This is a genomic window from Microcoleus sp. MON1_C5, from assembly GCF_036701875.1.
In the GTDB taxonomy this organism is placed as follows: Bacteria; Cyanobacteriota; Cyanobacteriia; order Cyanobacteriales; family Microcoleaceae; genus Microcoleus.
In genome coordinates this window covers 16,467-35,168 of the sequence record NZ_JAUBRN010000061.1, presented here as the reverse complement: position 1 = coordinate 35,168, position 18,702 = coordinate 16,467, and the positions used below count along the sequence as shown (strand labels likewise).

21 protein-coding genes are annotated in these 18,702 nt (G+C 45.6%); 12 read left to right on the top strand and 9 right to left on the bottom strand.

The annotated features are described in order from the left end of the window. Positions 1–84: 84 nt before the first annotated feature. The 3 genes from QUA71_RS23700 to QUA71_RS23690 form a co-directional block, all read right to left on the bottom strand. Complete coding sequence (locus QUA71_RS23700; protein ID WP_333288790.1) at positions 85–1,089, bottom strand: ABC transporter permease subunit; 1,005 nt, start codon at positions 1,087–1,089, stop codon at positions 85–87. Then, positions 1,086–2,630: a sugar ABC transporter ATP-binding protein gene (locus QUA71_RS23695; protein WP_333288788.1), complete on the bottom strand. Its 1,545-nt coding sequence runs from the start codon at positions 2,628–2,630 to the stop codon at positions 1,086–1,088. The genes QUA71_RS23700 and QUA71_RS23695 overlap by 4 nt, the downstream gene beginning before the upstream one ends. A 181-nt stretch (positions 2,631–2,811) precedes the next feature. Then, the gene (locus QUA71_RS23690; RefSeq protein ID WP_333288786.1) at positions 2,812–3,858 is read right to left on the bottom strand and encodes an ABC transporter substrate-binding protein; all 1,047 of its coding nucleotides are present in this window, start codon (positions 3,856–3,858) and stop codon (positions 2,812–2,814) included. Between the two features lie 767 nt (positions 3,859–4,625). Here QUA71_RS23690 and QUA71_RS23685 point away from each other — a divergent pair. Both QUA71_RS23685 and QUA71_RS23680 read left to right on the top strand, forming a co-directional pair. Then, the gene (locus QUA71_RS23685) at positions 4,626–5,819 is read left to right on the top strand and encodes a glycosyltransferase family 4 protein (RefSeq protein WP_333288784.1); all 1,194 of its coding nucleotides are present in this window, start codon (positions 4,626–4,628) and stop codon (positions 5,817–5,819) included. 106 nt (positions 5,820–5,925) lie between these two features. Beyond that, a complete protein-coding gene (locus QUA71_RS23680) occupies positions 5,926–6,306 on the top strand; it encodes a hypothetical protein (RefSeq protein WP_333082950.1) in 381 nt (126 codons plus the stop codon). A 145-nt stretch (positions 6,307–6,451) separates the two neighbouring features. On the opposite strand, the gene QUA71_RS23675 is transcribed toward QUA71_RS23680, so the two are convergent. Beyond that, positions 6,452–6,700 carry a chlororespiratory reduction protein 7 gene (locus QUA71_RS23675; RefSeq protein WP_006632267.1) on the bottom strand — a complete coding sequence of 83 codons (249 nt, stop codon included), beginning with the start codon at positions 6,698–6,700 and terminating at the stop codon, positions 6,452–6,454. A 297-nt stretch (positions 6,701–6,997) separates the two neighbouring features. Between QUA71_RS23675 and sir the strand changes: the two genes are divergently transcribed. The 6 genes from sir (at position 6,998) to QUA71_RS23645 (ending at position 11,410) form a co-directional block, all read left to right on the top strand. Next, positions 6,998–8,989 carry a sulfite reductase, ferredoxin dependent gene (gene sir / locus QUA71_RS23670; protein ID WP_333218556.1) on the top strand — a complete coding sequence of 664 codons (1,992 nt, stop codon included), beginning with the start codon at positions 6,998–7,000 and terminating at the stop codon, positions 8,987–8,989. 262 nt (positions 8,990–9,251) lie between these two features. After that, positions 9,252–10,028, top strand: a complete 777-nt coding sequence (locus QUA71_RS23665) for a 16S rRNA (uracil(1498)-N(3))-methyltransferase (RefSeq protein WP_333288782.1) — start codon at positions 9,252–9,254, stop codon at positions 10,026–10,028. 80 nt (positions 10,029–10,108) lie between these two features. Next, complete coding sequence (locus QUA71_RS23660; RefSeq protein WP_333288780.1) at positions 10,109–10,339, top strand: hypothetical protein; 231 nt, start codon at positions 10,109–10,111, stop codon at positions 10,337–10,339. After that, on the top strand, positions 10,329–10,547 hold the full coding sequence (locus QUA71_RS23655; RefSeq protein WP_333288779.1) for a hypothetical protein: 219 nt from the start codon (positions 10,329–10,331) through the stop codon (positions 10,545–10,547). Before QUA71_RS23660 ends, QUA71_RS23655 begins: the two co-directional genes overlap by 11 nt. 114 nt (positions 10,548–10,661) lie before the next feature. Continuing rightward, positions 10,662–11,120 (top strand): hypothetical protein, encoded by a 459-nt coding sequence (locus tag QUA71_RS23650; protein WP_333288777.1) that lies wholly within the window; start codon positions 10,662–10,664, stop codon positions 11,118–11,120. Between the two features lie 68 nt (positions 11,121–11,188). Beyond that, entirely contained in the window at positions 11,189–11,410 is a 222-nt protein-coding gene (locus tag QUA71_RS23645; RefSeq protein ID WP_333288794.1) for a hypothetical protein, read from the top strand. Between the two features lie 18 nt (positions 11,411–11,428). Here the strand turns inward: QUA71_RS23645 and QUA71_RS23640 are convergent, their stop codons facing one another. Beyond that, entirely contained in the window at positions 11,429–11,647 is a 219-nt protein-coding gene (locus QUA71_RS23640; RefSeq protein ID WP_333288775.1) for a YgiT-type zinc finger protein, read from the bottom strand. 208 nt (positions 11,648–11,855) lie between these two features. Here QUA71_RS23640 and QUA71_RS23635 point away from each other — a divergent pair, with 208 nt between their 5' ends. Beyond that, on the top strand, positions 11,856–13,013 hold the full coding sequence (locus tag QUA71_RS23635; RefSeq protein ID WP_333288773.1) for a tetratricopeptide repeat protein: 1,158 nt from the start codon (positions 11,856–11,858) through the stop codon (positions 13,011–13,013). Positions 13,014–13,117: 104 nt separating this feature from the next. Here QUA71_RS23635 and QUA71_RS23630 read toward each other — a convergent pair whose 3' ends face one another. Then, on the bottom strand, positions 13,118–13,588 hold the full coding sequence (locus QUA71_RS23630; RefSeq protein WP_333288771.1) for a hypothetical protein: 471 nt from the start codon (positions 13,586–13,588) through the stop codon (positions 13,118–13,120). A gap of 318 nt (positions 13,589–13,906) precedes the next feature. Here QUA71_RS23630 and QUA71_RS23625 point away from each other — a divergent pair, with 318 nt between their 5' ends. Both QUA71_RS23625 and QUA71_RS23620 read left to right on the top strand, forming a co-directional pair. Continuing rightward, a complete protein-coding gene (locus QUA71_RS23625; RefSeq protein WP_333288769.1) occupies positions 13,907–14,524 on the top strand; it encodes a triacylglycerol lipase in 618 nt (205 codons plus the stop codon). Positions 14,525–14,526: 2 nt separating this feature from the next. After that, positions 14,527–15,138, top strand: a complete 612-nt coding sequence (locus QUA71_RS23620) for an alpha/beta fold hydrolase (RefSeq protein ID WP_190663645.1) — start codon at positions 14,527–14,529, stop codon at positions 15,136–15,138. A gap of 189 nt (positions 15,139–15,327) precedes the next feature. Here the strand turns inward: QUA71_RS23620 and QUA71_RS23615 are convergent, their stop codons facing one another. After that, the gene (locus QUA71_RS23615) at positions 15,328–15,759 is read right to left on the bottom strand and encodes a VOC family protein (RefSeq protein WP_006632256.1); all 432 of its coding nucleotides are present in this window, start codon (positions 15,757–15,759) and stop codon (positions 15,328–15,330) included. An 11-nt stretch (positions 15,760–15,770) separates the two neighbouring features. Between QUA71_RS23615 and QUA71_RS23610 the strand changes: the two genes are divergently transcribed. Continuing rightward, entirely contained in the window at positions 15,771–16,583 is an 813-nt protein-coding gene (locus tag QUA71_RS23610) for a TIGR00297 family protein (RefSeq protein ID WP_333288766.1), read from the top strand. Positions 16,584–16,758: 175 nt separating this feature from the next. On the opposite strand, the gene hetR is transcribed toward QUA71_RS23610, so the two are convergent. Then, entirely contained in the window at positions 16,759–17,664 is a 906-nt protein-coding gene (gene hetR / locus QUA71_RS23605) for a heterocyst differentiation master regulator HetR (RefSeq protein ID WP_190663691.1), read from the bottom strand. A gap of 765 nt (positions 17,665–18,429) precedes the next feature. Continuing rightward, positions 18,430–18,657 (bottom strand): heterocyst-inhibiting protein PatX, encoded by a 228-nt coding sequence (patX, locus tag QUA71_RS23600; RefSeq protein ID WP_333288764.1) that lies wholly within the window; start codon positions 18,655–18,657, stop codon positions 18,430–18,432. Between the last annotated feature and the right edge of the window lie 45 nt (positions 18,658–18,702).

Below are 18,702 nucleotides of genomic sequence, written 5' to 3'. Positions count from 1 at the left end.
CTTCTTCCTTCTTCCTTCTTCCTTCTTCCTTCTTCCTTCTTCCTTCTTCCTTCTTCCTTCTTCCTTCTTCCTTCTTCTATACCTTTACGCTGCGCTTGAACCAGTGCGAACTTTGTCAATCGTCACTGCGATAATTATCACCAGACCTTTGACAACTAACTGCCAGAAGAAAGACACGTTCATGAGAGTTAGTCCATTGTTGAGCAGGGCAATAATTAAAGCCCCCAGCAAAGTACCCCAAATAGTGCCAATTCCACCTGTGAAACTCGTTCCTCCCAAAATTACAGCAGCGATCGCATCTAATTCGTAGCCTTGCCCCAACATCCCCGTCGCACTGTAGAGGCGCGAGGCGCTCATAATTCCACCTAAACCAGAAAGCAACCCGCTCACGCCATAGACAAATAACAGCACGCGACTCACCTTAATACCTGTCAATCGTGCTGCCCGAATGTTGCCTCCCACGGCGTAAATATGCCTCCCTAGAACCGTCCGCCGCAAGACAAACCAACTCGCTAAAACTGCGAGGAAAGCGATAACAACTAACCAGGGAATTGGGCCGAGATAATTGTTGCCTATCCAAGCAAAATTCAAATTTCTATTGATAACGGTAGTGCCGTTAGCTACTAAATAAGCAACTCCCCGCAAAGCTGTGTAAGAACCGAGGGTGACGATGAACGGAGGCAAACCTAAATAGGCAACTAGGGAGCCGTTAAGCAATCCCAAAAAGACTCCGGCTATTAACGCAGCCGGTACGGCAAACCAACCCAGACCTGGAACTAAGGAAACCAGCACCCCGACAACTGCCGTCACACCCAAAATTGACCCGACTGAAAGGTCAATTCCGCCAGTCAAAATCACAAAAGTCATGCCAGTAGCTAGGACAATATTGATTGATGCTTGCCGAATGACATTAATCAAATTTCCTAAGGAAAGAAAGTTGGGCGTTACCAGGGAAAAAATTACACAGATGGCAACCAAAATGGGCAGGATACCGGCAACTTGGATGAAATTTTTCCAAGCTTGAGCTTTACTTGTTTTCTGCCGATCGCTCCCTGAATTTCTGCTGGTTTTTGTTTGCGTTTGACTCATGATTCTACTACCTCTTTTGCACCAGTGGCATAAGCCATAATGTTTTCTTGCGTAATCTTTTCCCCAGTCGAGCCGCCTACTTCACCGACGAGGCTTCCCGATCGCATCACTAAGACGCGATCGCTCATTCCCACAATTTCCGGCAGTTCGCTGGAAATCATCAAAATACCTACACCTTTGGCTGCCAAATCGCTAATAATTCGATAAATTTCGCTTTTTGCGCCAATGTCTACACCCCGCGTCGGTTCATCTAGCAAAAGTACCTTTGGGTTGATAGCCAACCAACGCGCTAGCAGCAACTTCTGCTGATTTCCCCCAGAAAGATCCATTGCCCTGATGCTCGGACTTGCAAGGCGAATCTGCAAATTATTAATAGCCTCATTGACAATTTTCAACAGAAAATTTGAGTTAATAATGCCAGCTTTTGCTTCTCGATCGAGGACATTCATGGTGATATTCTCACCCGAACTGGCCTCCAAAAAGAGTCCGAGAGCCTTGCGATCTTCTGGCACGTAAGCAATTCCGGCTGCCATTCCTTCATTGGGTGTCGAGACATTTAGATGACGACCTTCCAGTTTTATTTCACCGCTTACCTTCCGATCTGCACCAAAAATCAGGCGGGCAAGTTCTGTTCTGCCGGCGCCAACTAAACCCGCTAAACCCAAAATTTCGCCCGCATGAAGTTGAAAACTGGCAGGCTTTACTTTGTGGCCGTCGCTTAAATTTGTTACCTCAAGAACAACAGCACCCGGTGTTATTTGATGCTTGTTTTCGTACAAATCCTGTAAAGAACGGCCCACCATCATTTCCACCAGGCGCTCTGCCGAAATTTCGTGCTTTTCAAGAGAGCCAATATACCCGCCATCTCGGATGACGCTCACGCGATCGGCAAGGGCATAAATTTCTGCCATTCTGTGGCTGATATAAATAATAGCAATCCCCTCATTCCGCAAGCGGCGAACCACTTCAAAAAGCTTATCGGTTTCGCGGTCTGAAAGCGCCGCTGTCGGCTCGTCCATCACTAAAATTCGGCTATTGTGTTTGAGCGCCCTAGCTATTTCCACTTGCTGCTGTTCGGCAATTGAAAGTGTCGAAACCAGGTCTCCAGCCTCAAAATTTGCATCGAGGTTTTTCAAGACCTCAGATGCCTTGCGCCGCATTTCCTCTTGGTCTAAAAATGTACCTCCTTTCTTCAGCTCGCTGCCCATAAAAATGTTTTCAGCAACTGTCAGATTGGGGGCAAGATTGAGTTCTTGATAAATAATCGCTATCCCTAAATCTCTGGCTTGAGCGGGGTCTGTCATCTTAACAGCTTTGCCGTCAATTCTGATTTCGCCTGCATCGGCTATGTAGGCTCCCGCTAGAATTTTCATCAGCGTACTTTTGCCCGCACCGTTTTCCCCCATGAGGGCGTGGACTTCGCCCGGGTAAACGGTGATATTTACATCGTGCAAGGCTATAAAACCGTTAAAGGTTTTTTTAATACCTTGCATTTCGAGGACGGGCTGAGTTTTAATTGAATCTTGAGTGCTATTTACCATCGTAAATACCGTAAGGAAATCTGCTTGACTATTAAACTTAGATCCCCCCTAGCCCCCCTTCTTAAGGGGGGGAGAAGATTCTTCTCAAAGTGGGTCTTCTTAAGGGGGATTTAGGGGGATCTAGACTCGGGGAAAAACGGGATTCCTCAAGGGTTTTAGTCTTGACTGGACACGAAGAAGGTCACTCGCTAGTCCAGCCTTTATGTTGATTGACGTTTTCGCGAGTAATCAGCGCGACTGGAATCAGAATGTTTGGATTGGCTGGCTTTTTTCCTTTCCGAATGTCGTTCCCGACTTCAACTGCCTTGGCTGCCATGCGAAACGGATCTTGAGCTGCTGTAGCCACAAAGAGACTGTTGTTCTGCTTGAGCGCATCTAAAGCTTCAGGTGCACCATCGACTCCCACAATAAAGAACTCGCTTCTTTGTGCCTGTTTGGCTGCTAATTCTGCACCAATGGCACAGGGGTCATTAATTGCAAAAACAGCATCAATTTTTGGGAAGGAGGTAAGCAAATCGCTCATCACTCTCAATCCGCCATCGCGGCTGCCTTCTGCGTTCTGATCTTTGGAAAGAACTTTGAGATTGGGATATTTGGAGAAGACACTCTGGCACCCCTGAACTCGCTCGACTACTGAAGCGACGGGAGGGCCGTTGATAATCACAACGCTGCCTTTTCCTTTCAAGCGATCGGCTATATATTGACAGCTTACTTCGCCAGCTTGCACGTTATTTGAAGTAACTGTCGCATCAACGCCTCCCTCGGCGGCGGTATCAACTGCAATTATCGGAATTCCGGCTTGCTTGGCTTTTTCCACAGCGGGTGCAATGCCTTTGGTGTCAGCAGCATTGAGTACAATCATGCTGACCTTAGAGGCAATAAAGTTTTCGATTTGATTAAATTGCTGATTTAAATCGTCGCCGCTGGAAACGAGAGTTGTCCTCACGTTTGCACCGCCGATTTTCTTGGCTGCGGCCTCAGCGCCCTTGCCAACTTGTACGAAGAATGGATTGCCGAGGTCGCGGACTGCTACAGCAACTGATGAAAGTTCGGAGCTGCTTGGTTGTATGCTGTTTTGAGCGTTCTGAGAAGCTGCGGTGCAACTTGCCAGAGTGCTGCTGAGTAGACTAAAAAGACTGAGTGCGATCGTTACTCGTTTCACCTCAAACTCCAATGAAGGCTCATTTGGAGAGAGTCGCTCGTAAATATGACGTTGCCAACCTAACATTAGCTTTGTTAGGTTTAAGCTCGAATACTTAATGTTTTAGGTGAGCGGCTTTTCTTTGTACATGATTGTACGAGATCGTGTTTATTTTCTGCTCGTAAAACTTGCTCACTCGGCTCGCCAGACTACTTTTGTAAACCGAAAAGATATGAATAGTCAAACTATCTCCTCGATACCAAAATAATCAACGCTACTGATTTTTTTCAATGCTTTATGAGCATTAATTTTTTTGCAAGGCGTGACAAAATTTTAGGAGAATATTTTCGACAAAATCTTTCAGAAATGGCTTTTAAAACCTGGTCGAGTCATATTAAATTTAACTCTCTATGTTGCTGATGATAACAATTAAATACTGGCTCTATATCTATCTTTGGATAGACAATACTTTTACCAAAAACTAAAGAGGCAAGACCCTCGATCAGTACCCCTTTGCTAATCTTCAGTCTGCTCGGATGCGCCGCACCAACTCAATAAATCTTAAATTTTGCTTGGGGTAGGATATTGTAAAAAATCATTAAGTTTAGAGTTAACAACCGTAGATCATAGTAAACTGAAAGCAAAGCCTCGCGCTCACCGATGCAGCCGGTTAAAAAGCCCTAGTTAAAAAGCAGATAGTCGCTCAAAACCAACGGTGAGAGTAGACGAGTCAAATATTTTGCTCTAAAACCTGCAACTACAGTCATCTTGACCTGGTTTAAAAGCTCTGGATAATCGCGATCGCCCTTTTTTGCAAAGTCACTACTATACAGGAATAATTGTCTGCGCTGTTAATGGGTAAATCTGAGATGCGATCGACAAATTACCTGTTCTGTTTCCTAGAAATATTTGCCAGCGAAGGCGGCATTCAATCCTACGTTCAAGACATTTTGAAAGCTTACCTGTCCATAACCGCAGGGACAAACTCAGCGCCACAAGCTGAAATATTGCTGTTGCGAGATTCCCCAGACTGCAGCAACAATCCTTACGAGTCAAAAAATCTGAAATTTTATTATCTCAAAACTCAGCGTCCCTGGTTTGGCCGTCTTAAGTTTGCTACAATATTACTAACTCGCTTGCTGCAAAAACGACCGCAGCGGGTTTTTTGCGGTCACATCAAACTCGCACCGCTAATTCAAATTCTGTGCCAACCCTTGGGAATTCCCTACACTATTTTAACTTACGGCAAGGAAGTGTGGGAACCGCTTCCGCCCAAATATAAAACAGCAATGAGTAAAGCTGACAGTATTTGGACTATTAGCAGGTACACGCGCGATTCCCTACGGGATAGCTTCGCTTCACGCACTTGCGAAATTAACAACTTAAATCCCGAAAAATTCCACATAGTGCCTTGTACTGTAGATGAAAATATATTTACCACTGGGCCCAAGCCACAGGATTTATTAGAGCAGTACAATTTGGTTGGTGCTAAAATATTGATGACTGTAGCCAGATTGCGATCGACAGATATTTACAAAGGCGTTGATGTCACCATTCAAGCTTTGCCGCAAATAGCCAAAACTTTTCCGAATGTGAAATACTTAGTTATTGGACGCGGAGACGATCGATCTAGATTAGCCAAACTCGCTGATGATTTGGGAGTTACCGAAAGAGTAATATTTGCGGGTTTTGTACCGACAGATAATTTAGCAGCACATTACCAGTTGGCCGATGCTTATGTAATGCCCTCCCAGGAAGGCTTCGGTATAGTTTATTTGGAAGCGCTGGCTTGCGGAGTACCTGTACTCGCGGGAGACGCGGACGGGTCTGCCGATCCGCTGCAAGATGGTAAACTGGGATGGCGAGTTCCCCACCGAGATTCAGCAGCAGTAGCGGTTGCTTGTGTGGAAATGCTGCGAGGAGAGGATAAAAGGTGCGATCGCCACTGGTTGAGGGAACAAACCCTGGCAAGATTTAGTTTTGAATCCCTTTGTCAATCCTTACAAGGAATTTTTCAACCCTCTGGCTCAGATAAACTTATGCCGTAGAGAGCGGTTTCTGGGTGTACAATGGGAAAATTAACTCGATCGACCGCCTGAATTTCTGAGTAGGATAGAGTTATGCCTACCTGCAAAGACACCCAAGGAGACCACCGTGAACCAAGGCACCCCCAAAATATCTTTCAAGCTACCCCGTATTAGCAATTGGTTGATACTGCTGGGCATCGCCTGTTTGTTGGTGTCAATTGGTTTGGGTTGGATAGTTAAATCAGTGTTGATTCTAGTAGCTTTTTTGTTGCTGACGCCTGTGGTCGCATTTTTCGCGCTTCAGTGGTGGCTGAAACGCAATTTAATTGAGGACAATTGTCCAGTTTGTCAATACGAATTTACAGCTTTAAATCAAACTCAGTTTCAGTGTGCCAACTGCGGCGAACCTCTGAAAATAGAGGAAGGTCATTTTAGTCGCTTGACACCGCCCGGTACGATCGATGTTACCGCAGTAGAAGTATCATCGGTTCAACAGTTAGAAGATTAATTAGAAAGAATAGGGCATTGGGCATTGGGCATTAGTTGGTTGTTATTGGTTATTTGTTACTTGTTACCTGTTATTTTTTATTTGTTACTTGTTACTTGTTGGTTCTAATAACCAATGCCCTATGCGCGATGCCCTATTTCCCAAATTACTTTTCCAAGCGTACTGCATACCACTGCAAATATTTTCCCTGCCCGACATCTAATTCACAATAAGTATCAATTAAATACTTGGCTTGAGCTTCCACGCCAGATATTTTATGCACGTCCTGCGGCAAATCTTCGTGTTCCTCGGCTAACACGGCTTTCAGCTTTTCTAACAGTTCCGCCGCAGTCAAAAACTGCTCTGGCTGGTTTGTTTCTAAGACCACAAACGTGTCTTCGTCATACAGTGACATAGTTTAAAAGGTTGAGGTTAATTATTTCTAAAGTTTCGTACACTTAAGCGAGCGAAAGTATAAACTCTTAATTACAATTTTCCAGCCCCGGCTCGATCGTGTTACAATTAGCACCATCAGAATTCCTAGCGGATTACCGTTATTAACTTACTTGTTAACTTAGTTGTTAACCGAGTTCTCAACAGATCCGACACAGCATTTCTGAGGAGATTTGTCAAGTGCAAATTTGTCAAGTGTCCAATTGTCAAGAAATATTCGATCGGCTGTATCTAATTATAACTGGCACTATACATTCCCATGATCACATCTTCCACTTCAACCCCTGTGGCGCGCAAGCCCTCTAAATCAGAAGGTCTCAAAGAACGCAGCAACTATTTACGAGAACCCGTTGCGACTGAACTGTTACAAGAAACTACCCACTTCACCGAAGAAGGGCTTCAGATTCTCAAATTTCACGGCTCGTACCAGCAAGACAACCGCGACAATCGAGTTAAAGGACAAGAAAAAGATTATCAGTTCATGCTCCGCACCCGCAATCCCGGCGGGTTCACTCCGCCGCAATTATACCTAGCCTTAGACAAGGTATCTGAAGAATACGGCAACCACACGCTCCGCGTCACAACGCGCCAAGGTTTCCAACTTCACGGCGTGTTGAAAAAAAATCTTAAAGCAGTGTTTTCCTCAATTATTAAAAATATGGGGTCAACCTTGGGAGCTTGCGGCGACTTGAACCGCAACATCATGGCACCTCCAGCACCGTACAAAAATCGCCCAGAATACCAGTATGCGCTGCAATACGCTAACAATGTCGCCGATTTGCTGACACCGCAAACCGGTGCTTATTATGAAATTTGGTTGGACGGCGAAAAAGCTGTTTCGGCCGAGGAAGACCCCGCAGTGAAGGCCGCGAGACAGAAAAACGGCAACGGCACAATCTTTAGCGACGACAAAGAAGAACCGATTTACGGCAGCCATTATATGCCGCGCAAGTTCAAGTGTTCCGTTACCGTGCCGGGAGACAATTCTATTGACTTGTACTCTCAGGATTTGAGCTTGGTGGTAATTACCAATGAAGCTGGCGAGTTGCAAGGTTTTGACGTGTTTGCTGGCGGCGGTTTGGGCCGTACTCACAATAAAGAAGAGACTTTTGCACGGGTTGCTGATGAGATTTGCTATGTTGCCAAGGATGATGTTTACGATTTGGTCAAGGCAATTGTAGCAACCCAAAGAGATTACGGCGATCGCACAGACAGACGGCACGCGCGGCTGAAGTACCTGATTAACGACAAAGGCGTACAGTGGTTCCGCGAAAAAGTAGCCGAATATTTTGGCAAGCCCCTAGAAGCCTTTAAACCGCTACCTGAGTGGAAGTATTTTGATTTCTTGGGCTGGAATGACCAAGGAGACGGCAAGCTGTTTGTCGGCATTTCTGTGGATAATGGCCGGATTAAGGATGAAGGTTCATTTCAGCTAAAAACGGCTTTGCGGGAAATCGTGCAGAAGTACAACTTGCCGATACTGGCGACGCCACACCAAAACGTGCTGATTTACGATATTTCGCCGGATATTAAAGAAGAAATTCAGGGAATACTCGATCGATGCGGCATTCAGCGGGAAACTGCGATCGATCCATTAGTGCGTTATGGGATGGCGTGTCCAGCCATGCCGACTTGCGGGTTAGCGATTACCGAATCTGAGCGCGTGATGCCGAGCATTTTAGAGCGGATTCGCGCACTTTTGACCAAAGTTGGCTTGCAAGACGAGCATTTGGTGGTGCGGATGACTGGTTGCCCAAATGGATGCGCCCGCCCTTATATGGCAGAATTGGGGTTTGTCGGGAGTTCGCCGGAATCCTACCAGATTTGGCTGGGCGGTTCTCCCGAACAAACGCGGCTGGCAAAACCAATTGAGGAAAAGCTGCACGTCAATGATTTTGAAGCTTTTCTGGAGCCGATTTTTGTTTATTTCAAGCAAAAACGGCAACTGAGCGAGAGTTTTGGCAATTTTTGCGATCGCGTCGGGTTAGAATCTATCCGTCAATTTGTAACCAACTACCAATCTGCTGACTCGATGACAACTGAGATAAATGAATTAGAAGTTACGTCTAGTAACGATGACGGGAACGACGCTGCCACTGCTACCGGTGGCAAAGTCCGCCGTCGAATTAGCGTCCGCGATGAAATCTACAACGAGCTCAAGGAAGAAGCAGCCCGTCAGGGCAAGCCGATTACACAACTAGCTACAGAGGCGATTTCAACTTATTTAAAAAAGATTAAGGAGGAAGCATAAGCCGATTTTAAATTTGCGCTTTGTGATTTTCGATTGTATTCAATAGACTTCTGGCAACAATAATATAAAGGCAGAGCATTTGCAGAAAAAAACTTGAATTTGTAAAATAATTCCGGTTGTAGATGCTTTGCCTTTATTGTTTTTTGAACTGTTGAAGCCCCGCCTGCCTATCTCTTCTCATTCTCTCTTCCTCTGCGGTCTCTGCGTTCTCTGCGGTTAAATAAAAAAAATCTCTAATAGAAAACGAACAATCCCAAATTCAATGCCTCAATTACAAAGATTAGCAGTTACTGCCACTCAAATTTGCGATCGCAAAATCGACTTAACTAGGGAACAGCAACATTATTTAAATCGAGTGCTACGTTTGCATGCGGGCGATCGATTTATTGCGATGGACGGTCGAGGGCATTGGTGGTTAGCAGTCCTAGAAGCCCAGGAAACAGGGTTATTTGCCTCCATAACCGAGGAGATTGCTGTGAATAGGGAGCTACCAGTTGAAGTCACTTTGATGGCGGCTTTGCCCAAGGGAAACGGCTTTGACGAGGTTGTGAGGCAGGCGACGGAGTTGGGTGTGGCAAGTATTGTGCCGGTAACGAGCGATCGAACTTTGCTCAAACCAAGTGATCAAAAAGTCGATCGGTGGAGAAGAATTGCTGCCGAGGCGGCGGAACAGTCGGAACGTCAAATTGTGCCGACGATTTTAGAGCCTGTTTCGTTTGATGTTGCTGTCAAAGATTGCGGTCAAAAATATCGATTTATTTGTGTGGCTCGCGGGGAAAACCGGCATTTGTGGGATTGTTTGATTGCTAGTTTCGATCCCCCCTTTGTAGGGGCGGTGCCCCCGTGCCCGCCCCCGGCTGGGGGAGAATTATCGATTGTGATTGCGGTTGGGCCGGAGGGTGGATGGACTGAGGGTGAGGTGGAAAGAGCGATCGAATTTGGTTTTGAAGCTGTTTCTTTGGGGAGTAGAATTCTGAGAGCGGTGACAGCACCGATTGTGGCTTTGTCTTTAGTTGGAGCGGCCTTTGAGAAGTGCTAATATCCACCAAGCTGATCGGAGACTTGAGGGGTTTGGCGATCGCAGCTAAAATGTAAATAGATAATTATCAGAGGAGTAATATGTTACAGTCAGTAGAGGGGATATACCGAAATGGCAAAATTGAGTTATTGGAAATGCCCGCCGACATAGAAGAAGCGCAAGTTATTGTTACTTTTCTGCCAAAACTAGGGTTAGTAAACTTGCCATCTCGCGGTATCAACCAGGAACAAGCCGCAGATTTACGGGTTCGGTTGAGTAGATTTGCTCCTGATTGGGAACTACCGGAGATGGATGCTTACGATGCCTTATAGTCGCGGTGATGTGGTTTTGGTTTTGTTCCCCAGCTCGGATTTGCGTACTGCGAAACGCCGTCCAGCTTCCATTGTTCAAGCTAATAATCTGGGGACTGGTTGGCAATCTGATAAAAAGGGCGATAAAACATCTAATTTTTTCGCTCCTCGCCTTGTATTTGAGAAATACTCAGAACTCGATATGGGGGCGATCGGGCTTAGCTCATAATTCGTATTTACTTTTGCCTTCATCCGCGTTAATCTGCGTGCATCTGCGGTTAAAAAATCATAAAATATGATTGCTGCAAAAAGTCTCTCGCACAAACAAACAGGAAAATAATTAATGAAAAATCTATCGTCCATCACCATCACCATCATCACAGCAATCCTAGCCGCCAGCATCCCAGCAGTTTTCGCCCAGCGACAGCCATCAGCCAACGAAATTTACATCGATAAAGATTGCCGCCGCAACCAGCAACTACCGCAACTTGAAAGATTCACGATCTTTAGCAGAAACGAATTTACAACTAACGGTCAAAACTATTTATTCTACGCCGCCCGTTATCAGGATGGAGGCGTACTTTTCTGTACCTCAAAACCCAACTTCAACCAACCTAAACCTCTAACAGCAAAACAAATACAATCCCAATTTATTGACAAAATAGTCCGAGACCCCAACAACAAAACAGCCTTTATCATCGCAGTCAGAAACGGAAATGGCCCTGGTGCAACAACCACAAATTACCGCTTAGATTTGAGCAATGTCGATCGCCCAAAAGTCACCTCTCTCTCTCCCTCCTAGAGCGCGGAGAAACCTTAAAAGAAGGCGAATCCCGCGAACACGCCTTCCAAGGACGGGCTGGTCAACCTATTACGATCGACCTTAACAGCAGAGCATTCGACCACAGCATAACACTGTTCGACACCAGCGGTAAAAAGATTGCCGAAAAAACAGGCAATTCCCAGACTCGCCGAGAGTCTCAAATCACCGTAAAATTGCCTAGTAACGGCACTTATAAAATAGTTGTTAAAGGAGGCGATCGCACAAGCAAAGGTACTTACACATTAAGCGTTAATTCCAATCAACTTTAACTCAATTTAAACCAACCGCTAAGCAAACTCAAAAACAGGTGTTTCAATCACCCTAATAGGTTTTCTATCTTCCAAAATCATCTTCTGTAACCGTTCCCCAGTCTCAGGCGAAAAAAAACGCTCTCCCGTTTCCACACACACTCTAGCAGGAACATTTTTAATGATAATAAACTTACCATTGACTTCAAGCGTGTAAGTTACTTGTTGTTCCACCATTGTTTCTTTCCGGCATATCATATCTATAACTCAATACGGTTCAGTTAAGGAAAATTGTAGCGAAAAGGTTGGGTTGAGGAACGAAACCCAACCTACGCACGATCGGTTTTTTTAGCACTAACTGAACCGTATTGATCTATAACTTAACACAACAGCAAAAATTGTTAACCAGTGGCGGAACCAACCAAACATCAGCCAAGATAGAAACAACGCCATTCCCGCAACCGCCATGACAGACATCAACCAAATAGCCGCCGCCCTAGAGGGTAAAGACTACAAACAAGCTGCCCAACTCATCAAACAACTACAAAAAGAATCCCCCGAAAATCCGTGGGTACAATACTATATCGCCCGCTACTACGAACTCACCAACAACCTCGAAAAAGCCCAAACAACCTACAAACAAATACTCCGCGACATCACCAACGCCAAAATCGTCTCCCAGACCCGCCAAGCTATTCAACGGATTGAAACCGCACAACAAAACCTCCGCCAACAAGCCATAGAAACCGCCAAAAACGACCCCAGCAACCTCGAACCCGGACTCCTCATCCTCGAACCCGTGAGTCCCGAAAACAAACCCGCCGCCATTCAAAATATCAGCAGAATCTTTAAAATCGACGCCTACACAACCCGGATGCAAATCCAAAGCCGCGGCTGGAGACTCTACAAAACTGGCCCCATCGCCGAACTCCGAATTTACGGTCAAGAACTCCTCAAAGCCGGCATTCCCGTATTTTGGGCAACCCTAAGCGATATTCAAAAAATCCAAATCTTCCGAGTGCAACACTTCCAGTCTCTCTCTTCCCCAGCCGTTGTTTGCAAAGATAAACTCGATCGACTCGGTGCGATCGAATTTAACTGGTCAGAAGTTACCCAAAGAGTAGAAGGCTTGTTGCCGATGTTCATCGAAGTCATGGACTACTCCCCCAACCGAAGAACAGACCAATTTCGCCACAGAGAAATCAGGCAAGATTACGCTCAAATCTGTGACTTGCACATTCCCAGCAGAAACTGCATTCTGCGAATTTGCGACCAAAGTTACGAATTTCAACAAGGAGTTGACTTCACCAAAGCTTCAGCCGAGATCCCCACTTTACCGAACCAGAAAAACAAAACATCGAGAGTCAAAAACTCTCAACAAATTCCTCAAAGTACCACCCGCATTAACTGGAATCACTTACTGGAAATATTCGATCGCCAGCTTGACGTTACAGTTTGGTCAGAATTTACACCCTTTGCCGAGACAGTGCTCGATTACACTAATATGTTGAGCAAGATCGAATCTCATATAGAAGTCGAGCGCAAATCCGAAACTCCTTGGGACTCAGCTTTTCAGCTATACAGCGGATTAGCCTTCCTCAGAAACCCAGAAAATAGGGAATAGAACAAAGAGTTAAAATTAAAAATGAGGAATCTCATTTTTAATTTGTTAACGCCAACATTGGGAATTATCCCATGCCCAATTCCCTATTATAAATTCCAAATTTCCTATTTCGTTTTCACCTGACGGGCCATTTCCCGGAAATTGTTCATGCTGGGGCCAGGGGTTCGACGACTTCCATTTGGTGTCGGCATTAAATTATTAGGAGCAAAAGTGCGATTGGCTTCAGCTTGACTCGGCACTTTCCCGTTAGTTGCAGCAGCAGCAGGTATCTTAGCGGGTTCCGCATTATTAGCAGGAGCGCTAGCGACTGGTTCCTTTTCTTTCTTAGACTTTTTCTCTACCTTAGCTTTTTTAGCTGGTTCAGACTTCTCAGGCTTGTCAGACTTCTCAGACTTAACAGGCTCAACCTTTGCCGGGGCGATCGCAACAGGCTCAGCCTTCGCAGGCGCAACTTTTGCTGGTTCCTTAGCTCCCGATTCGCCCAAATCTAGGAAATATTCAGACTTTTTCAAGCCCAACAGTCTGCCGAAAAAGCCGAAAATACCGCCGAAGAAATTTGTGATAAAACCAAACATTAGACTTACTCCTTTTGTTCTTTTAGAGAAATTTGTACAAGCTTGTCAACAAAGTTAGATTACGAGCTAGGGCAACCTTTGTCTACATTTATTCATCAAAATTTACATTTGCCTATATCTAAGCTACCTCATCAAAGCAAATTTTAGGTATGAATACTCACAGTGCTTTGCACTTATTTACAAAGTATCTCAGAATTTGTTAGGGATTCCCACTAATTGCCGATCGTACCTCGATCCGATTGGCTAGCTGTCCTAGTACGGGTCACACTCCCTAGGGGAGTGATTTATGCTTTAATCACCAAGCAATTTTCCAGCAAAATGAACAGTTCGCTCGAGCGCAATCCCGTCATCCTGATACACGGCATCTGGGACACAAAGATTATTTTCAGCAAAATGTCCGCCCGCCTCACCGAACTCGGATGGTCAGTCCACAGCCTCAACCTCACCCCCAACGATGGCAGCCTCGGCCTTGACTTACTGGCAAAGCAACTCGCAGACTACATCTCTGAAACCTTCGATCCAGAACAGCCTTTAGACATAGTAGGCTACAGCATGGGCGGCATCGTCAGCCGCTACTACGTCCAGCGACTCGGAGGAATCAACCGCGTACAGCGTTTCATCACCCTATCTTCCCCCCACCACGGCACCCTCACCGCTTATTCCCTACGCCTACCAGGATACCTGGATATGCGGCCCGATAGTGGCTTGCTGCGCGATTTAAATCAAGATGTGACAATGCTCAAACGCATAAACTTTACATCAATGTGGACGCCATTTGACATGATGATTGTACCGGCGAACAGCTCCCAAATGCCAGTAGGTAAAGAAGTTAAAGTTAACGTTTTGCTGCACCGCCAAATGGTGACCGAACCCCTAAGTATTAACGCAATAGTTGAAGAGCTCAAAGCACCTATTGAAAATAAAATTCCCACTTAAAAATGAATAGCAATTTCAGCCGCAACCCAGTCTTGCTAATTCACGGAATCTTCCGAAAATCGGGAATTTTTTACAAAATGTCTGCCTACCTCACCCAACTGGGATGGTCAGTCTATACCCTCAATCTCTCGCCCCATTGGGGCAACGCCAGCATAGACGAATTAGCCCAACAAATAGCAGATTATATAGACAAAACCTTTGCGCCCGCACAGCATTTAGATATAGTAGGATTGAGTATGGGCGGTTTAGTAACTCGCTACTACCTGCAAAGGTTAGGTGGCATTAACCGAGTGCAGCGCTTTATTGCCATATCTTCTCCTCACAGTGGTACTTGGATGGCTTACACTCTCTGGGGAAAAGGCTGCGTCCAAATGCGTCCTGGCAGTGCTTTTTTGGAAGATTTAAATCGAGATGCTGCCTTGTTGGAAAAGCTCAATTTTACTTCGATTTGGACAGATTGGGATTTCATCATCGTACCTGCTTCTAGTTCCCAAATATCTGCTGCAAAAGAAGTAAAATTGTCGGTTTTCGCCCATGCCATGATGGCGAGGCATTCCAGCAGTTTAAAAGCTGTGGCTGAAGCACTGTCAGAACCATTGAAAATTAATAATTAACTTGTAGTGTACGTCAGCAGATACTTTTTATTAAAATAAGCTGTCCCGTATCTAAATTGTATTTTTGGGGCGGGCGGGACGCCCAACCCCTACTCCCCACAAGAATTTCATCACAGTGGAGCCAATTCTTCAATCTAAAATTTAAAATCTAAAATCTAAAATCGACTGACGCACCGTGATAGGCTACTACTAAACTGTATCGCCAACTTCAGCGTATTCGCTGCGACCAAAAATTGCTTCAGCTTCACAATAATACTTGAACTCAAGTATATTGTGGAAAGGGTCTTCTAAGAAGAAAGTACGGTGTTCTGTAGGCAAACCGACAAATCGCCGTCTCGGTTCTTGATAGAAATTTAAGTTGTTTTGCTGGGCTTTCTCTAACAACGCTTCCCAGTCAGCTTCAGAAGTAAAAATTAACCCAAAATGCCGGGGATAGATGCCTCGCTGAGGCGTCAAAGGTTCGCGGCTGACGTGGGCGACAATTTGATGACCGCACAAACCCATAATCGCAGAATTAGGCGATTCGCGACCTAGTTCGCAGCCGAGCCCGTCTACGTAGAACGCTTTGGTTTGGGCAATATCGGTCACAGGGAAGGCAAGATGAAATAAGACTTGGTTCATGGAGGTACTAAATGCAGAATTCAGAATTGTTCTTTAATTATTTATCTTGGTCTAATCCTTGGTTGATGGCGATCGCCCTAAATACAGTTTTACTCGCGATCGCCACCATTGCTCCTAAAAAATTGCTCACTCCCGCTGGCCAATTTCACGGCTGGGTATTGGGCGTCCTCATTTGGGGCTGTTTGGGATGGCAAGGCTATGCTGTGGTGATGTTTTACTTTCTTGTCGGATCGGGAGTTACCCGCATCGGCAAAGCCCAAAAAGAAGCCGAAGGCATAGCCGAAAAGCGTTCAGGCGCCCGAGGTCCAGAAAATGTCTGGGGTTCGGCTTTAACCGCCACTCTTTGCGCTTTGGGAGTTTTGGCATTATCTATTTTAGGAGATACAGGCAAAATGTCTGTGCCACAAGATGCTATTTCCCTGTTATTGCTGGGTTACGCGGCGAGTTTTTGCACCAAACTTTCGGATACCAGCGCCAGCGAAATCGGCAAAGCTTACGGGAAGCGGACTTTTTTGATTACCAGCTTGCAGCCTGTACCTAGGGGTACGGAAGGGGCCGTAAGTTTGGAAGGAACGATCGCAGGTATTGTCGGCTCAATTTTGATCGCACTTTTGAGTTGGGCCGTCGGTTTAATTGACTTGACAGGAATAGTTTTTTGTGTTATAGCAGCTTTTATTGCCACGAACATCGAGAGCGTCATTGGGGCGACGGTGCAATCACAGTTTGAGTGGCTGACGAACGAGGTGGTAAATTTTTTTAATACGCTCATAGGAGCGATCGCAGCGATTATTTTAGCGGCGACCTGGAGAGCTTTTTTAGCTTAGTTAATCTTGGACGCATTCGCGACCCAAGAAACCGGCTTTGTTACGATAATTCAAGACCTTAACGCAGTATTTTTCCAGAGAAACCCGGTTTCTGCCTCGCGAGCTATCAGCTATTAATCATTAGTCATTAGTCACCAGCAATCAACTCATGACTAATGATTAATAGTTAATCAAACTAAGCGTCGTCTTGCGGCCCAAAAACCATTTGTAAAATCATCGTCGGTTCACCCCGCTTGTGATAGCGATCGGCCCAATTGCGAATAATTTCATCTAATTCCTCAAGGGCTTGGTCGAGGCGTTCCGGCGGAATATCCAAAGTCTCCATAATTCGCATCACCCTCGGTTGTTTTTCCGCCCAATCCTTCATCAGCCGGAAATATCTAGCCGTATCCTCCACCATAGTAAATGTTCGCTCTTCCTGCTCTGCGGGAGAGTAAGTAGCGCGGGTGAGGGCATAAAACGGCATTCCCCAAGGAGAATCAATGCGAGTTACTGTCCCAGAATAGATCAAGCGTCGCTTAATGTGTTCTGCTAGAGCTTCGCTCAAAGGCATTCGCCTTTCTGGAGACATATCTTCTTGCGATCGCCTGTGCAGAAACTCGATCAACTCCATAAACTGAAAAGAATTGATCAGTTGAGCGTCAGGCGGATTAGGAGGGATCTTGCTTTCGAGATATTTTTTTTCATCTACAGTCAAATTGTTTCCCGGAATGCGAGGGCGTCCCGGCATCCAACCATACTGTTCCAACCAGACATAAGGAAACTGAATCAAATATCTAGGTTCTTGGGAACCCAACATTTTCAGCAATTTTCCCTGAGTCAGAGCTTCCCGGACTTCCTCAACAATCACCTTCACCCGTTTAGGCTCAATGTGATGCAAGTGCCCAGTCATCCGCAGGTTGTTGTCCTGCTCCATATAAGTCATATAAATGGCACACTTAGCCGCCGTTGCAGCCGCGTCTAGAAACGCCCCGTGCCTGTGCCCACTGGTTCTCATGGCGCTAAACGCCAGATATAGCATGATCTGATCCATTGCACTAGGGCTGAGGCTTTTGACCAGATCCAAAGAGTCATTTTTCATCACTATCCCCGAAATAGCCAAATTAGGAGGCATTTTGTCGTCCTCCATTAAATTATTGCGAGAGCGCCGAATCAAGCATAGCCGACTGTCGCCGGAAAGCTTGCCAGCTACCCTAATATTCAGGTTAGTTAATTTCCCTGAGGTAACAGGGGCATGGGCTTAAAGGCTATCAACACCGCATAAGTGGTTCTTATTGGTGGCCAATTTAAGTAGATTGCTGCACCCTCTGCGCTGACAGTTTACCTATATATAAGTTAGTTATCGCAAGTTAATTATAGTGCAGCGGTTGAAAATTAAACCCTACTTTGGGCGGGGAGAAGGTAAATAACTGTTGCGCTCCCAGGAATCTGAGGAACTGTTGCGCTCCCAGGAATCTGAGGCGACTCCGAGCTGATAATTTTTGAATAGTCATGGATGACGAAACCCGATTCGATCGACTACAATAAGGGGTGGAAGGCGACGGATATCGGTTGAAAAACCCGGATGAGCCCATGCCTGTGGGTAATTCCTGTTTAATTGGATAGTTTTCAATACAAAACCGCCACATACTAGAATATATCTCTAGGTAGATGGCGGTTGCAGGGTTATATGCTACCATTATTTACACAAAAAAGAATCTCCTAAGAACTGTCCACAAAAGAACTGTCCACAAAAAGTGCAGTTGTCGTTTAACGTGAAAAACTAGAATCCCAGAAAATCCGATCGAGCGATCGAATGAACGGCCCGAAGCAACTCAGTTGTGGTCATCACTTGCGTCCAGTGCCATTAGAAATCTTGTAGCGGATGAGTGTAAACATTAGGCTCAGTAAGATTCCTGCGTCCGCTGCCCCTCTCAGGACTGCGATCGCGCTGTTGTTTAGTTTGGGCTGACAACATATATTGGGCGGTGGCAGTTTCGACCATGGGGAGTGGAGATTCAAAAGCTTGAGCGGCGCTGGCACTCAAGGTAATGCCCAACAGGCTCAGTAAAGCAATTGCAGTGTAGGTTTGCATGGGTAGTATCCGTGTCAGTGTCTATTACCTGATACGGACTTGCCC

Coding starts and splice junctions, on each gene's coding strand:
- QUA71_RS23700 (WP_333288790.1), bottom strand. CDS start 1,089: ATGAGTCAAACGCAAACAAAAACCAGCAGAAATTCAGGGAGCGATCGG.
- QUA71_RS23695 (WP_333288788.1), bottom strand. CDS start 2,630: ATGGTAAATAGCACTCAAGATTCAATTAAAACTCAGCCCGTCCTCGAA.
- QUA71_RS23690 (WP_333288786.1), bottom strand. CDS start 3,858: ATGTTAGGTTGGCAACGTCATATTTACGAGCGACTCTCTCCAAATGAG.
- QUA71_RS23685 (WP_333288784.1), top strand. CDS start 4,626: ATGGGTAAATCTGAGATGCGATCGACAAATTACCTGTTCTGTTTCCTA.
- QUA71_RS23675 (WP_006632267.1), bottom strand. CDS start 6,700: ATGTCACTGTATGACGAAGACACGTTTGTGGTCTTAGAAACAAACCAG.
- sir (WP_333218556.1), top strand. CDS start 6,998: ATGATCACATCTTCCACTTCAACCCCTGTGGCGCGCAAGCCCTCTAAA.
- QUA71_RS23665 (WP_333288782.1), top strand. CDS start 9,252: ATGCCTCAATTACAAAGATTAGCAGTTACTGCCACTCAAATTTGCGAT.
- QUA71_RS23660 (WP_333288780.1), top strand. CDS start 10,109: ATGTTACAGTCAGTAGAGGGGATATACCGAAATGGCAAAATTGAGTTA.
- QUA71_RS23655 (WP_333288779.1), top strand. CDS start 10,329: ATGCCTTATAGTCGCGGTGATGTGGTTTTGGTTTTGTTCCCCAGCTCG.
- QUA71_RS23650 (WP_333288777.1), top strand. CDS start 10,662: ATGAAAAATCTATCGTCCATCACCATCACCATCATCACAGCAATCCTA.
- QUA71_RS23640 (WP_333288775.1), bottom strand. CDS start 11,647: ATGATATGCCGGAAAGAAACAATGGTGGAACAACAAGTAACTTACACG.
- QUA71_RS23635 (WP_333288773.1), top strand. CDS start 11,856: ATGACAGACATCAACCAAATAGCCGCCGCCCTAGAGGGTAAAGACTAC.
- QUA71_RS23630 (WP_333288771.1), bottom strand. CDS start 13,588: ATGTTTGGTTTTATCACAAATTTCTTCGGCGGTATTTTCGGCTTTTTC.
- QUA71_RS23625 (WP_333288769.1), top strand. CDS start 13,907: ATGAACAGTTCGCTCGAGCGCAATCCCGTCATCCTGATACACGGCATC.
- QUA71_RS23620 (WP_190663645.1), top strand. CDS start 14,527: ATGAATAGCAATTTCAGCCGCAACCCAGTCTTGCTAATTCACGGAATC.
- QUA71_RS23615 (WP_006632256.1), bottom strand. CDS start 15,759: ATGAACCAAGTCTTATTTCATCTTGCCTTCCCTGTGACCGATATTGCC.
- QUA71_RS23610 (WP_333288766.1), top strand. CDS start 15,771: ATGCAGAATTCAGAATTGTTCTTTAATTATTTATCTTGGTCTAATCCT.
- hetR (WP_190663691.1), bottom strand. CDS start 17,664: ATGAAAAATGACTCTTTGGATCTGGTCAAAAGCCTCAGCCCTAGTGCA.
- patX (WP_333288764.1), bottom strand. CDS start 18,657: ATGCAAACCTACACTGCAATTGCTTTACTGAGCCTGTTGGGCATTACC.